Here is a 14,686-nt window from a genome sequence, read left to right on the forward strand (position 1 = left end):
CGCTTACAAGCGGTCGGAGTCCGTCAGCTGACGGATGACGGCGTGCCTTTTGCATAATGAGCCTACGAGTTACTCTTCGTTAGCAAGGTTAAGGGTTTAAGGCCCGCAGCCGGAGCGAAAGCGAGTCTGAACAGGGCGAGTAGTTAGCGGAGGTAGGCGCGAAACCCATGTGATCTACCCATGTCCAGGGTGAAGTTTCGGTAAAACGGAATGGAGGCCCGAACCGGTAAACGTTGAAAAGTTTTCGGATGAGGTGTGGGTAGGGGTGAAAGGCCAATCAAACTGGGAAATAGCTCGTACTCCCCGAAATGTTTTTAGGAACAGCGTGAGTGGAGTCTGACAGAGGTAGAGCTACCAATAGGACTAGGGGGAGTCAAATCCTACCAAATCCTGATGAACTCCGAATGCTGTCAGATGCTCACTTGCAGTGAGGGTTAGGGTGCTAAGGTCCTAATCCGAGAGGGAAAGAACCCAGATCCGCAGCTAAGGTCCCAAAATGTATACTAAGTTGAACTAAGGTAGTCCGATTGCTTAGACAGCCAGGAGGTTAGCTTGGAAGCAGCTATTCCTTTAAAGAGTGCGTAACAGCTCACTGGTCGAGCGATAGGGCATCGATAATAATCGGGCATAAAGTATACTACCGAAGCTCGGGATCCGTCAACTGACGGATGGTAGGGGAGCATTCTATTGGCGGTGAAGGTGTGATGTGAGTCATGCTGGAGCGGATAGAAAAGCAAATGTAGGCATAAGTAACGATAAGACGGGCGAGAAACCCGTCCACCGCAAAGCTAAGGATTCCATGGCAATGCTAATCAGCCATGGGTTAGTCAGGACCTAAGGCGAACCCGAGAGGGGTAGTCGATGGCAAATCGGTTAATATTCCGATACCTGCGTATAGAGTGATGGGGAGACGGAGTAGTGACAGGTCCGCGTGCTGACGGAATAGCACGTTAAAGCATGTAGGTAATGTTGGTGTAGGCAAATCCGCACCGATAGCTGAATGTGATAGTACTGCAATCCTTCGTGAGCGCAGATAGTGACCGTAATCAGACTTCCAAGAAAAACCTCTAAGCATATGTATACGCAGCCTGTACCGTAAACCGACACAGGTAGCTGAGGAGAGTATCCTAAGGTGCTCGAGTGATTCGTGGCTAAGGAACTAGGCAAAATGACCCTGTAACTTCGGGAGAAGGGGTGCTTCCTCACCTTCGGGTGAGAAGCCGCAGTGAAGAGGCCCAGGCGACTGTTTAACAAAAACACATGGCTCTGCGACACCGAAAGGTTAAGTATAGGGCCTGACACCTGCCCGGTGCCGGAAGGTTAAGGGGGGACGTTAGCTTCGGCGAAGCGTTGAACTGAAGCCCCGGTAAACGGCGGCCGTAACTATAACGGTCCTAAGGTAGCGAAATTCCTTGTCGGGTAAGTTCCGACCTGCACGAATGGTGTAACGATCTGGGCACTGTCTCGGCCACGAGCTCGGTGAAATTGTAGTAACGGTGAAGATGCCGTTTACCCGCAGTGGGACGGAAAGACCCCATGAACCTTTACTATAGCTTCACATTGGTATTGTGTAAACGATGTGTAGGATAGCCGGGAGGCTTTGAAGCTGCGTCGCCAGGCGTGGTGGAGCCGTTGTTGAAATACCGGCCTTTGTTTACGTGATATCTAACCCGTTAGACGGGGACAGTGTGTGGTGGGTAGTTTGACTGGGGTGGTCGCCTCCAAAAAAGTATCGGAGGCTTCCAAAGGTACCCTCAGCACGGTTGGTAATCGTGCGTAGAGCGCAATAGCATAAGGGTGCTTGACTGTGAGACCTACAAGTCGATCAGGAACGAAAGTTGGGTATAGTGATCCGGTGGTTCCGCATGGAAGGGCCATCGCTCAAAGGATAAAAGGTACTCTGGGGATAACAGGCTGATCTCCCCCAAGAGCTCACATCGACGGGGAGGTTTGGCACCTCGATGTCGGCTCGTCACATCCTGGGGCTGGAGAAGGTCCCAAGGGTTGGGCTGTTCGCCCATTAAAGTGGCACGCGAGCTGGGTTCAGAACGTCGTGAGACAGTTCGGTCCCTATCTACTGTGGGCGTTAGAAGCTTGAGAGGACCTGACCTTAGTACGAGAGGACCGGGTTGGACGAACCTCTGGTGTATCGGTTGTGGCGCCAGCTGCAGTGCCGAGTAGCTATGTTCGGAAGAGATAAGCGCTGAAAGCATCTAAGCGCGAAACTCCCCTCAAGATGAGGCTTCTTTTAAAGGACGTCAGAGACGATGACGTTGATAGGCTGCAGGTGTAAAGTTAGAGATAGCATAGCCGAGCAGTACTAATTACCTGTAACTTTCCAGGGATCTCCTAAGGATCCAATCTTAATGTACTTATGATTATTTTTAATCTGAAGTTTACTTGTGTGTTTGATATGTCAAAAGATATTGGTGTCAGTAAAAGAACTGACCAAGAGTTTATGGTGACTATAGCGAGGGGGATCACCTTTCCCCATTTCGAACAAAGAAGTTAAGCCCCTCAGCGCTGATGGTACTGCAGTTAAATGTGGGAGAGTAGGTCATCGCCATTTTATTATTTAGAACCCTGACAACGAAAGTAGTCAGGGTTTTTTTATTATAGTTCAAAGAAAGACCAGACCCTGACATTTATCGTCATGGGTCATCGCCATTTTATTATCAATGCCTCATCGATTTTCGGTGAGGCTTTTTTTATGCCCGATCCCTACAACGATTACTACCTCTCCACTCTTCGCTCTATGTTCTCCTACCTTCATTCACTCTCACACTGTTCTCCTTCCTTCTTTCACTCTATCTCTTTATATACTATTTCAACTGCCTAATTAAAACCTAATAGGTTATCATGATTATTATTATTTTCTTAATTAAAATTTATCTTCATATATTAGCAACCTCATATTTTTTAGAATCATATTATGCTTGGATTATTTTTAATATTTTTTATCGGAAAACGATTTTATCAATTATCTGAAAGTTTTAACAAATCTAAATGGCTTTTTGCCATACTCGGGATTGCATCCTATTATATTGCAAATTTTCTTGCTGGATTAATTTTCGCAGTGATGGATGATGTTTTTGGATGGGGATTTCTTTATGAAACATCAGAATTTGCTATTTCACTTTTTTTACTGCCTTTCGGTATATTAGGTTGTTATGGGTTTTATAAACTACTTGAACATATATGGTCTAAAGAACCAAAAAGTCCTGATACCATAGACGGTGACTATTTTGTAGCTAAATAGTAATTACTTAATTAATTTTTGTAATTTAAGAGGTTTAGTTGGCAGGGTAAAATTCAGATTTTGATTTTGAGTTTTTCTTAATTTCGTCTTTTTTAAAGAGCATAGGCCTCCAATTTCCCTGTACATAAAGTTCACTTTGATCGTCGTACCATTCACTGTTAAATACGCCTGACTGACCTGTAGGTAAAACGTTTAATGAGCTATTAACATCTGATAAATCAACTATTTTCCTCATTGATGGACCTGCGTGAACTTTATAAGGACGGTTTTGATATTTAAATAAGTAATTGTTTAAAGCTTCGTTGGTAGAACCAACTTCAAAAGGGCCTACATTAAATATTATGTTTAGTGGTTTCTGACTACCAACAGGGTGTTCATGGGTAAGAATATGGTCACTTGCCCAATTAGAAAAATCATTGGAGTTTATAGCCTTTATTACTTTTTTCATGATGTGCTCTACAGACTCTTTATTTTCGGTAGATACATTATCAATCCAAACAGAATTTTTCTCTTTAACTAATTTCTCAAGTGTTCTTTTATAAAGGTGAGTTTGTAAAAAGGTATTATAAAGCTCTTCTCCTAATTCATCCTTAAATACTTCCTCAGAAAATTTTTCTATTCCGAATTGAATTTTAGCAGAAACATCCGAATCACGATTGAAATTTCCATTAAAATCTTCGAGTCCTTTTTTCAAAGTGCCTATTGCATACTCAGACATCCATTGACTAAAGTAAAGGGATGTTTCGTTGTAATTATCCAATTGCATTTTTTGAAAGTATCCGATGTCAAGATCATCTTTACCTTCAATCATTTCGATAATACGATTGGCCCTGTCATCCGGTAAATAATAACCAGGGATTTTAATTGAATCTACCAGTGACTCTGATTGGTTGTTAGCAGAATATACAAATCCGGTTTCAGGGTTTAATGACTTTGGATTGACAGAGAAAGGGTAGTATTCTGTAATATCATCCTTGCCTGTAACACCATCAAGGAAAAATTTAGAATTACTCTGTTTTGATCTATCCGGGAGTTTAGCAGCTGCATACCAGGCAATGTTTCCTGTAGTGTCTGCGTACATTACATTCAGCCCTGGAGCATGAACAAGTTTTATAGCATCTTCAATTTCGTTAACGGATTTTGAATGAGAAAATTTATAGCATGCTTCCATCAATTGGTCATCGAATTTCAGATAAACCCACCATAAACTAACCGGATCCTCATATTTTCTTAATTCATCTACAACATCATTAATAACCACACCATGAACAGTTTTTCGATAATTTTTATTAACCGGCTCTTCATCTTTTATCTTGAATTCCTCATTAATTATTTCGTATTCAATTTCTTCATTGCGGTATTGATAGGATTTATCTGAAACGCTTTTTCCCAGGTAAAGATCCATATCATCATTCTCAAACATGGTAAACCCCCAGGAATGGTGTTCAGTATGGCCGATGATTCCAAAAGGAACTCCGGGAAGGTGACTTCCATAAAAATTAAATTCCGGAGTAATAATATGTGCTTCATACCAGATTGCCGGCTGGGAAAAACTAATATGTGGATCATTAGCAAATAATGGATAACCAGACTTTGTTTTTGTTCCTGATGCAATCCATGAGTTAGATCCTATCAAATCAGGCATATTCAATGAATTTATTTGTTCATTTATCGATATGGCCATAGCCTGAATATCCTTACCTTTATAGGTAGGGGAAGACGGAATTGTTGTAGCAGATGTATCAAAATCAATTGCTAAGTCTGATAAATATTCAGAACCGTATTCAGTCTTAATAAATTGTAATGTTGGTTCTGTCCGTATAGCCATAGCGAAAGAATAAGACATATATCCAGTTACATAATAGATATCATCCAAAGCAAAAGGCTTAGGCTCTGTACCTAGTAAATAATACTCAATTGGTTTATTTTCTTTAAGATATTCATTTACCCCATCTACATAAGCTTTCATTCCCTTGGTCCACGGAGAATTTTCATTAAGTTGGTTAATGCTTTTTTGTGCATGGTTTTTGATCTGTAAAGCCCTCAAAAACTTGTCATTTTTAAGCATATCCTTACCAAATAACTCCGACAAAGTACCACTTCCTATTCTTCTAAATAAATCCATTTGGAAAAAGCGGTCTTTAGCCTGTATATATCCAAGAGCACGATATGCATCAGTTTCATTAGAGGCAAGAATGTGAGGGACCCCGTATTGATCATAAAATACTTCTACTGAATCCTGAAGATCTGTAAGAGGCCTGTTTTCATCATAATCCGGCTTAAAAGATAATGACCATACAAAACCAATTATTAGAAGGACAACAACTACAGTGATCAGACCTAAAAATATCCGGGTAATAGACTTTTTCATTTACACAAACGATTTAATACAATAGAAATCAAGATAATAAGATTATTAAATTTTTAAACACTTAGCGAATTATAAATCGTTAACTTTTGATATTGGGTCATGATGCCCTATTTTTGTCAGCAAAATTTTACCATAGCAGATATGAGTGTACTAGTAAATAAAGATTCAAAAGTTATAGTTCAGGGCTTTACAGGTTCTGAAGGTTCTTTTCATGCTGAGCAAATGATTGATTACGGTACCAATGTAGTTGGTGGTGTTACACCTGGCAAAGGTGGGCAATCACATCTTGGCAAACCTGTTTTCAATTCTGTTTCAGATGCAGTTAAAGAAACTGGAGCAGATGTATCAATTATATTTGTTCCTCCTGCATTTGCTGCCGATGCAATTATGGAAGCTGCAGATGCAGGCATAAAAGTGATCATTACTATTACTGAAGGTATTCCGGTAAAAGATATGATCACAGTAAAAGAATATATTACTGATAAGGATGTTGTATTGATCGGGCCAAACTGTCCTGGAGTTATTACTCCCGGAGAGGCTAAAGTTGGTATTATGCCTGGATTCGTTTTCAAGAAAGGAAAAATCGGAATCGTTTCTAAGTCTGGTACTTTAACTTACGAAGCTGCAGATCAAATTGTAAAAGCTGATCTTGGGATTTCAACTGCAATTGGAATTGGTGGTGATCCAATCATTGGTACTCCAACCAAAGATGCAGTTAAGATGTTAATGGAAGATCCTGATACTGATGCTATCGTAATGATCGGAGAGATCGGCGGTAACTATGAAGCTGAAGCTGCAAAATACATTAAAGAAACTGGTAATAAGAAACCAGTTGTTGGTTTCATCGCAGGTCAGACAGCACCTCCGGGTAGAAGAATGGGACATGCCGGAGCGATCATTGGCGGTAAGGATGATACAGCTGAAGCAAAAATGAAAATCATGTCAGAGTGTGGAATTCACGTTGTGAAATCTCCTGCTGATATTGGTGAAACAATGAAAAATGCATTAGCCTAAGACTATAATATATATAGTTAAAAAGGCTTGTGATTTACATCGCAAGCCTTTTTTTATTTTACTTCCTAATATATAATTAGTTCAGAGCTTCTTTAGTAAATATATAGAACTGACCGGTAGCCACATCAAGTTTAGCATCCTTGTTATCTAACTTCAATTTTTGCCATTCAGTTGTCGGATGAATCCTGGTTTTTTCATTTTCGATAAGTATATCCACAGGCATATCAAATCCGTCAACTGTTCTTGTCCAGCGATACTCGTATTTCTTTCCCTTCCTTTTCCATTCCAGCACCGGGATATCTGTAGTAGTAAGATATTGATCAAATACAGTGCCCAGGTCGATACCTAAATGCTTTTCGAAATAAGATTGAACTATCTGTCTGTTAACGATGGTTTTTTTATGATCAAGAGTATAATTTCTAAATGTATCCCACCATAATTCATCATTAGCAACAATATGACGAATAGTATTAAGCATCAATGCTCCTTTAGGGTACATATCTGATGAACCTTCTTTATTTACACCATAAGGACCAATTATTGGGATGTCATTTTGAACGTTTCTTTTCATGCCATTTAAATAAGTCATTGCATCCTCATAACCCCATCGACATTCTATGTAAATAGCTTCTGTATAGGTTGTAAATGCCTCATGAATCCACATATCAGCGATGTCAGCTGCTGTAATACTGTTGCCAAACCATTCATGGCCTGTTTCATGGATTATAATAAAATCCCATTTCAAGCCTACACCAGTTCCAGAAAGGTCATTACCCAAATACCCTTTTTGATATTTATTTCCATAGGCTATTGCACTTTGATGTTCCATTCCCAGGTAAGGAGTCTCTACAAGTTTATAACCGTCTTCTTTGAAAGGATAAAAGCCCATTTTTTCTTCAAAGCAGGCCATCATCGGATTTACTTCTTTAAATTGTACTTTAGCTTTCTCTAGATTTTCCGGAAGCACCCAGTAATCCAGATCAAGGTCCTTATATGTATCGTGGAAATGCACGTAATCTGCGATATTCACTGATACATCATAATTATTGATCGGATTATTTATATACCAATTCCATCTGTTATATCCATTATCAAGAGTATCAATACCCCTTAATCTGCCGTTTGATATATTCTTTAAATTATTTGGAACAGCAACACTGATCAACATGCTGTCTGGTTCATCACTTTGATGATCTTTGTTTGGCCACCATGAAGATGCTCCAAATCCCTGGCAGGCAACTGCAATAAAATGATCACCTGATGGAGTCTGATCAAAAACAAAACCACCATCCCATGGGGCTCTTTTTGCAATTGTAGGCTTGCCGGAATAATAAAACCGAATAGTTTTGATATCATTTTTTGGCAGTTCTTCTCCCAGATCAATAAAAACAGCATTGAATTCTCTTTCATAATCAAGATGCTTATCTTTAAATTTGATGCTGTCTACATTGAGATTATCAAACAGGTCAATTTGAATTTTACTAGTCGGTTCATCAATTTGAAAGGTGATATCGTTATAACCCTGAATACTTTTCTCATCGGGGTCAATAGAAATATTCAAATGATAGTATTTCACATCAAAACTGGTTCGTTCCGGTCGCATACTGCCTCTAAGACTGTCTGCACGGGTGGCATTACTATTTTTATGTAAAAGCTGAGCATCGGCCGAAAATATTGCCAGATAAATGAACGCTAATAAAAAAATGTTTTCTTCATGAAATGGGTCGTTATGTTATAATATCAAGATGTAAATTAATTAAAAATAAAAAAAGCCGGTATCATACCGGCTTTTAATAAGATTATAGTGATTTTTTACTTAGCGTAATTAACAGATCTCATTTCTCTAATAACAGTAACCTTTATCTGTCCGGGGTATTGCATATCTTTTTCAATCTTTTGTGAGATATCAAATGATAAGCTTCCTGCATCATCGTCTCCTACGCTTTCTGCATCAACAATAACACGAAGTTCTCTACCAGCCTGGATAGCGTAGCACTTTTGAACTCCGTTAAAGCTTAATGCCAGTTCTTCAAGCTCTTTTAGTCGTTTAATATAAGACTCCATGATCTCACGTCTTGCTCCTGGTCTGGAACCGCTAATCGCATCACATGCCTGGATAATAGGTGAAATAAGAGAAGTCATTTCTACCTCATCGTGGTGAGCAGCGATAGCATTTACCACCTCAGGATGTTCTTTATATTTCTTAGCAAGTTCACCACCTAATATTGCGTGAGGAAGTTCCGGTTCTTCAGGCCATACCTTACCGATATCGTGCAGAAGCCCTGCTCTTTTAGCTAGCTTGGCATTTAGACCGAGTTCAGAGGCCATTGTAGCACAAAGTTTAGCTACCTCTCTTGAGTGTTGAAGAAGGTTTTGTCCGTAACTAGATCTGAATCTCATTCTACCCACGAGTTTGATCAATTCCGGATTAACACCGTGTATTCCAAGATCGATTACCGTTCTTTCCCCGATTTCTACGATCTCTTCTTCTATATGCTTTGTAGTTTTGCTTACTACTTCTTCGATACGTGCAGGGTGGATTCTACCATCCTGAACAAGTCTGTGCAATGAAAGTCTTGCAATTTCCCTTCTAACAGGATCAAATCCTGAAATGATAATTGCTTCAGGAGTATCATCAACAATAATCTCAACCCCGGTTGCTGCTTCAAGGGCGCGGATATTTCTACCTTCGCGTCCGATGATCTTACCCTTTATATCATCACTTTCTATATTGAAAACACTTACGCAGTTTTCAATTGCATGCTCAGTAGCTGTACGCTGGATAGACTCAACAACAATCTTTTTAGACTCTTTAGAAGCAGTGAGCTTAGCTTCCTCAATTATATCTTTGATATAAGAATTAGCTTTAGTTTCAGCTTCGTCACGCAGGGCTTCAACAAGTTGCTCCCGTGCTTCGTCGGCGGTTAGGTTTGCTGCTTTTTCAAGAATAGCCACCTGCTGCTGACGGGTTTTTTCCAACTCATCTTTTCTTTTCTGACAAACTCTAATTGTTCTTCAAGGTTTTGTTTGGTTCTGTCCAGATCATCCTCTTTTCTTTTCGCTTGCTCGATCTGCTTTGAAAGGGTAGACTCCCTTTGCTTCAGCTTATTCTCATTGGTGATGATTTGGTTTTTCTTTTTATTTACTTCCTCTTCAAAGGATTCTTTCATTTTAAGAAATTTCTCCTTTGCTTCAAGAATTTTTTCTTTCTTGATCCTTTCTCCTTCAGACTTAGCCTCATTTAATTTGGCAAGTGCTACTTCTTCAGCTTCTTTTACTTTCTTATTATTGGATCCTTTCAATAAGAAGCTTGCGATGGCAAATCCGATAATTAGCCCGGCCACCGCGGCAATAATGGTTATTACCAATGGGTCCATAGTTTTTAACAGGTTTTATAGTTTACAGCCTGTATTCTGAAAAAGGGAAGAGCTGATAAGTGGATAAATGTAATTATATATCTGTAGTGCTTAGTGTTTCATCTAAGGCTTTATTCAGGTTTTGGATTCTTAGCAGGGCTGATTCTGTGACCTGTCCGGTCGAAGCTTCAACTTTAAGCTTATCAGCCATCACATCAAACGCAACCATAGCCAGTAGGTCTTGCATATCATCTAACCCAAAACGGTCTCTATAGGCTTTTAATTTTTCATGTAATAGCTTTCCAGCTTTTCGAATACGCTGTTCATCATCAGGGTGAACCCTCATTGGATACTCCCTGTTTCCAATTTTTATTTTTATGGATAACAGCTCTGCCATTATTGTTCAAAGTCGCTCAACGTTTCAATACATTTGTCGAGCTCAGATATATATTGATCTAATTTGCTTTTCAACTCAGTAGTATCAGTCCCTTCAGACAGAATACCGTCTACAATACTACTAATTTTTAATTTATTTTTATAGGCATCCAGTTCATCGTTTTTACTTTCGATTTGCCTTTTCAGGGATGCGTTATCTTTTCGAAGATCATGCAACTCATCTTCCTGCTTATTATAGGCAGCCTGCAGCAATTTAATCTTTCGCTCCAGTGAGTTTAAGGCATATTCTACGTCTTCCTGCACCATTGGCATTTAAAAAGTAACGGATTGAACAGAATACTAATCTTTAATATACAGACTTATTAAATAAATACACAGTAACAAAGAATTATTTTCTGATATAGGCATTGTTGTGCTTTTCAAATGCCTTGATCAATCTTTGCATACTCTGATCTATCATTTTGTCTGTCAATGTTTTGTCTTTATTTTCAAGAACAAAACTTAAGGCATAAGCCTTTTTTCCTTCTTCAATTTTATCACCTTCATAAACATCAAATACATTGATTCTTTTCAGCATTTTTCTTTCAGCTTTGAAGGCGGTTTCTTTCAGATCATCAAAAGAAATATTTTTATCGATCACTAAAGAAAGGTCTCTACGTACTTCAGGGAATTTTGAGATCTCGTCGTATACTACGCTATTATCTTTTTTATCGATCATTTTATCCCAGTCGAACTCAGCATACCACACCGGCATTCTGACTTCATTGATAGCAGTAAGGTCATTTTTTACCAAACCGAGTTTTACCAGTGGCGTTTTGTTAGAATATAGTGTAAGGCCATCTGCTAAAACACCGTCTGAAGTTCTTTCATTTGTGATATTATCAAAATTGAACTTTTTTAGAAGTGTTAAAACCTTTCCGTACAGGTAGTGGAAATCAGCTTCTATTGCTTTACTTTGCCAGTTTTCTTCTACAGCATCACCTGTAACGAATAAAGCTAATTTATATCCTTCCTTATAGTTGTCACCTTTCTTTTGATAAGTTTTACCTAGTTCGAAAAACTTAAGGTTACTCTGCTTCCTGTTTTGGTTTCTTGCAATTGCTTCAAGTCCTCCAAAAAGCATAGTCTGTCTCATTACCCCAGATCTTCGCTAAGCTTATTCAGTATTACGACATCTTCTTCACTGTTTAGATCTTCTACTGCCTCAGAGTACTGTGGTTTTGTTAAGGAGTTAGACATGATCTCATGAAATCCAAGCCCTGCAAGATAATGAGCAGTTGTCGTGTAAATTTTACCCGGATCTTTCTCATCAAAACTGCTTAAATAATCAGCACTAAGAGTTTCTCCAAGTGGAATATTATTTAATCCATAAATTCGGATGATCTCTTCGATCACATCAGCCTCACGAGTAACATCAACCCGATACGTAGGAACTGTTGAAATAAAGCCTTCGTCAGTTTCGTTTGACACTTCAATCTCGAGCCTTTGTAAAATTTCTTTTATTTTTTGCTTTTCAATCTTGATACCGATTAACCTGTCAATATTGTTATATTTCATATTAACTTTGACTGGCTCAACAGGCGTATCATAAATATCAATCACTTCGCCTTTAATTTCTCCTCCAGCAAGTTCTTTGATTAAGAGAGCAGCCCTTTTAAGTGCGTATAAGCAAATATTAGGATCAGTTCCTCTTTCATATCTGAAACTAGCATCTGTTTTCAATAAATGACGCTGACTGGTAGATCGGATGTAATCAGGGTTGAAATAAGCGCTTTCAAGAAAAACATCTGTTGTTTTTTCAGTCACACCGCTTTTTTCTCCACCAAATACTCCTGCGATACACATTCCGTCATCATTGCCATTACAAATCATCAGGTCTTTCTCATGAAGCTTTCTTTCTTCTCCATCTAAAGTGGTGAAAACAGTATTTTTAGGTAAAGTTTTAACCCGGACTTCATTGTTATCGATAGCGGTAACATCAAAAGCATGCAATGGTTGTCCTATTTCATGAAGAACGAAATTGGTGATATCTACAATATTATTTTTAGGAGTGAGTCCGATAGCCCGCAATTTATTTTGCAACCATTCAGGAGATGCACCTACTTTTACGCCTTCGATCGTAACACCAGAATATCGAGGACATGCTTCCTTATTTTCCACAACCACTTTTACAGGTGGCGTGGTATTGGTAGTTGAAAACGAATCGATGCTTGGCCATTCTACTTTATTGCCTGTAACAGCATGTACATCCCTGGCAACACCTATGTGAGATGTAGCATCAGATCTGTTTGGCGTTAATCCGATTTCAATGACTTGATCAGACTCAATATTCAAATATTTTGCGGCAGGAGTACCTGCAGGAAGGTCAGTATTTAAAATCATTATCCCTTCGTGAGAAGTGCCAATTCCTAATTCATCTTCGGCACAGATCATACCAAAAGAGGCTTCACCCCGGATCTTGGCTTTTTTAATTTTGAATGGTTCACCACCTTCGGGATACAAAGTAGTTCCAACAGTAGCTACCAGCACTTTTTGTCCGGAATCTACATTTGGTGCTCCACAAACTATATGTGAAGGTTCTTCTTCTCCGATGTCAACAGTGGTGATTTTTAGTTTATTAGCATTCGGGTGTTTTTCACAGGTTAACACTTCACCTACTACTACACCTTCAAGTCCGCCTTTAATGGTTTCAAATTTCTCTATGCCTTCAACTTCAAGTCCTGTTTGAGTTAACAGTTCTTCAAGTTCGTCAATTTTCAAATTATTTACATCTATATAATCTTTCAGCCAGCTAAGCGAAATTTTCATATTTAGTTCTATTCTGATTTTAAAAACCCAAAATTAATCAATATCCTTTGTGAACCCATATAAAAAATGAATCATATCAGATTAAGAAGCATCTTTTTCACCTGCTTTTACCGGGATGTTGATATAATTGCCTTTGGGAGGTATTGGACAGCTGTAATCGTGAACATAAGCACAGTAAGGATAATATGCTTTATTAAAGTTTATGAAGATGTTCCCCGCCTCTTTGTAAGGAATTTCGAGATATCTGCCACCGCCATAGGTTGACAAGCCGTTAGTTTCATCAGTAAAAAGCAGATGGTATTCATCCGGATCTTGTTTCGTCAGGGTTAACAACATGACCTCGAAATTTTCTCCATCGATTTCAAAGGATGCCATAGCTGATTGAAAATAGGTAAGATCTTCGCCTGTAGTACTTGTTAGCTTTACAGGGTTTTGAGGCCTGATCGGGCTTAGTCGGGCTTTAATTTCATAATCAGGGTTGTAGTCAAAGTAATTTACCCCTTCAAATTCCACATCAGCTTCATTAAATGGAGAGGAGGAAGAATTTCTCAGGAATTCCTCTCTATCGGATTTCCATTTTTCCCAGGACTCCTCTTGATTTCCGGAAAGACTGTAAATAGTTATACCTATAACAGCAATAAAAGCGATGGCAATAATTATTTTAAGCTTCATTTTTTCAATTTATAATACTCCTTCATCTGCCATGCTAAAATAGCCATTATTGGTAATTATTAAGTGATCAAGTACTGGAACTTCCAGAAGAAGGCCGGCTTCTTTGATTTTTCTGGTAAGTTGAAGATCTGCCTGGCTGGGCTTTAGGTTCCCTGAGGGGTGGTTGTGTGAAAGAATAACTCCTGAAGCAGTATGATCAATAGCCATTTTGAAGACAATTTTGGGATCGACGACAGTTCCGGAAACACCTCCGCTACTTGTCTTTATTGATTTTATAACTCCATTTTGCCTGTTTAATAAAATAACCCAGAATTCTTCATGAGGTAAATCTCTCATTAACGGGCTGAGAATATTATAAGCATCAGTCGAGCAGGTTATTCTTGAAATGTTTTTTCCTTCAGGTTTTCTTCTTCTTCCCAGCTCAAGTGCGCTGACTATACTTATTGCTTTTGCCTCACCGATTCCTTTAAATCGCATTAATTCGGATACGGTCATTCTGGCTATTTTATTTAAGTCGTTGTCATTGTGATGAAGAATCTGTTTACAGAGATCGACTGCGGACATAGAGCGGGTTCCCGATCCGATTAGAATTGCTAATAACTCCGCATCACTAAGTGTTGATTTTCCTTTGGTTAATAATTTTTCACGCGGCCTGTCTTCTTCGGCCCAGCTTCTAATGTTTAGGTGTGTGTTCATCCTGACAAATAAAATACTGTCTAAGGTAAATGCCAAGGTAAACGTTTAATTAGCAGAATAAATCCAAAAGTGGAATCAAACTGATGAGTTTAATTCTTTTGTTTTGGTAAAAAA

10 protein-coding genes, 2 rRNA genes and 1 pseudogene (1 of these 13 cut by a window edge) are annotated in these 14,686 nt (G+C 38.8%); 4 read left to right on the top strand and 9 right to left on the bottom strand.

All coding sequences use genetic code 11. From position 1 onward, the window contains the following. The 3 genes from DCC35_RS03600 to DCC35_RS03610 form a co-directional block, all read left to right on the top strand. Positions 1–2,343 (top strand): 23S ribosomal RNA (locus DCC35_RS03600) (it extends 548 nt beyond the left edge of the window). A 114-nt stretch (positions 2,344–2,457) separates the two neighbouring features. Continuing rightward, positions 2,458–2,569 (top strand): 5S ribosomal RNA (gene rrf, locus DCC35_RS03605). 363 nt (positions 2,570–2,932) lie between these two features. Then, positions 2,933–3,259, top strand: coding sequence for a hypothetical protein (locus tag DCC35_RS03610; RefSeq protein ID WP_137089507.1), 327 nt, complete (start codon positions 2,933–2,935; stop codon positions 3,257–3,259). Between the two features lie 34 nt (positions 3,260–3,293). Here the strand turns inward: DCC35_RS03610 and DCC35_RS03615 are convergent, their stop codons facing one another. After that, positions 3,294–5,630 carry a penicillin acylase family protein gene (locus tag DCC35_RS03615; protein WP_137089508.1) on the bottom strand — a complete coding sequence of 779 codons (2,337 nt, stop codon included), beginning with the start codon at positions 5,628–5,630 and terminating at the stop codon, positions 3,294–3,296. Between the two features lie 141 nt (positions 5,631–5,771). On the opposite strand from DCC35_RS03615, the gene sucD reads away from it, so the two are divergent. Beyond that, positions 5,772–6,644: a succinate--CoA ligase subunit alpha gene (gene sucD / locus DCC35_RS03620; protein ID WP_137089509.1), complete on the top strand. Its 873-nt coding sequence runs from the start codon at positions 5,772–5,774 to the stop codon at positions 6,642–6,644. A 76-nt stretch (positions 6,645–6,720) separates the two neighbouring features. On the opposite strand, the gene DCC35_RS03625 is transcribed toward sucD, so the two are convergent. The 8 genes and pseudogenes from DCC35_RS03625 to radC all read right to left on the bottom strand — a co-directional run bounded on the left by DCC35_RS03625 (position 6,721) and on the right by radC (position 14,572). Continuing rightward, on the bottom strand, positions 6,721–8,247 hold the full coding sequence (locus tag DCC35_RS03625) for a M1 family metallopeptidase (protein WP_137089510.1): 1,527 nt from the start codon (positions 8,245–8,247) through the stop codon (positions 6,721–6,723). A 272-nt stretch (positions 8,248–8,519) separates the two neighbouring features. Further along, positions 8,520–10,021 (bottom strand): annotated as a pseudogene (gene rny / locus DCC35_RS03630) (ribonuclease Y); the annotation flags it as partial. A gap of 73 nt (positions 10,022–10,094) precedes the next feature. Next, positions 10,095–10,397 (bottom strand): cell division protein ZapA, encoded by a 303-nt coding sequence (locus DCC35_RS03635; protein WP_137089511.1) that lies wholly within the window; start codon positions 10,395–10,397, stop codon positions 10,095–10,097. Next, entirely contained in the window at positions 10,397–10,702 is a 306-nt protein-coding gene (locus DCC35_RS03640) for a hypothetical protein (protein ID WP_137089512.1), read from the bottom strand. Before DCC35_RS03640 ends, DCC35_RS03635 begins: the two co-directional genes overlap by 1 nt. 82 nt (positions 10,703–10,784) lie before the next feature. After that, positions 10,785–11,531, bottom strand: a complete 747-nt coding sequence (locus DCC35_RS21705; protein WP_317128979.1) for a phenylalanine--tRNA ligase subunit beta-related protein — start codon at positions 11,529–11,531, stop codon at positions 10,785–10,787. Next, complete coding sequence (gene pheT, locus DCC35_RS03645) at positions 11,531–13,204, bottom strand: phenylalanine--tRNA ligase subunit beta (RefSeq protein ID WP_317128980.1); 1,674 nt, start codon at positions 13,202–13,204, stop codon at positions 11,531–11,533. Before pheT ends, DCC35_RS21705 begins: the two co-directional genes overlap by 1 nt. 81 nt (positions 13,205–13,285) lie before the next feature. Continuing rightward, the gene (locus DCC35_RS03650) at positions 13,286–13,876 is read right to left on the bottom strand and encodes a DUF1684 domain-containing protein (protein WP_137089513.1); all 591 of its coding nucleotides are present in this window, start codon (positions 13,874–13,876) and stop codon (positions 13,286–13,288) included. Between the two features lie 9 nt (positions 13,877–13,885). Beyond that, positions 13,886–14,572: a RadC family protein gene (radC, locus tag DCC35_RS03655; protein ID WP_137092583.1), complete on the bottom strand. Its 687-nt coding sequence runs from the start codon at positions 14,570–14,572 to the stop codon at positions 13,886–13,888. Positions 14,573–14,686: the final 114 nt, after the last annotated feature.

Source organism: Mangrovivirga cuniculi, assembly GCF_005166025.1.
GTDB classification, from domain to species: domain Bacteria; phylum Bacteroidota; class Bacteroidia; order Cytophagales; family Cyclobacteriaceae; genus Mangrovivirga; species Mangrovivirga cuniculi.

What these genes read in the sequence shown, in the direction of transcription:
- DCC35_RS03640 (WP_137089512.1), bottom strand. Translation starts at nt 10,702, where the DNA reads ATGGTGCAGGAAGACGTAGAATATGCCTTAAACTCACTGGAGCGAAAG.
- DCC35_RS03615 (WP_137089508.1), bottom strand. Translation starts at nt 5,630, where the DNA reads ATGAAAAAGTCTATTACCCGGATATTTTTAGGTCTGATCACTGTAGTT.
- DCC35_RS03610 (WP_137089507.1), top strand. Translation starts at nt 2,933, where the DNA reads ATGCTTGGATTATTTTTAATATTTTTTATCGGAAAACGATTTTATCAA.
- sucD (WP_137089509.1), top strand. Translation starts at nt 5,772, where the DNA reads ATGAGTGTACTAGTAAATAAAGATTCAAAAGTTATAGTTCAGGGCTTT.
- DCC35_RS03635 (WP_137089511.1), bottom strand. Translation starts at nt 10,397, where the DNA reads ATGGCAGAGCTGTTATCCATAAAAATAAAAATTGGAAACAGGGAGTAT.
- DCC35_RS21705 (WP_317128979.1), bottom strand. Translation starts at nt 11,531, where the DNA reads ATGAGACAGACTATGCTTTTTGGAGGACTTGAAGCAATTGCAAGAAAC.
- radC (WP_137092583.1), bottom strand. Translation starts at nt 14,572, where the DNA reads ATGAACACACACCTAAACATTAGAAGCTGGGCCGAAGAAGACAGGCCG.
- DCC35_RS03650 (WP_137089513.1), bottom strand. Translation starts at nt 13,876, where the DNA reads ATGAAGCTTAAAATAATTATTGCCATCGCTTTTATTGCTGTTATAGGT.
- DCC35_RS03625 (WP_137089510.1), bottom strand. Translation starts at nt 8,247, where the DNA reads ATGCGACCGGAACGAACCAGTTTTGATGTGAAATACTATCATTTGAAT.
- pheT (WP_317128980.1), bottom strand. Translation starts at nt 13,204, where the DNA reads ATGAAAATTTCGCTTAGCTGGCTGAAAGATTATATAGATGTAAATAAT.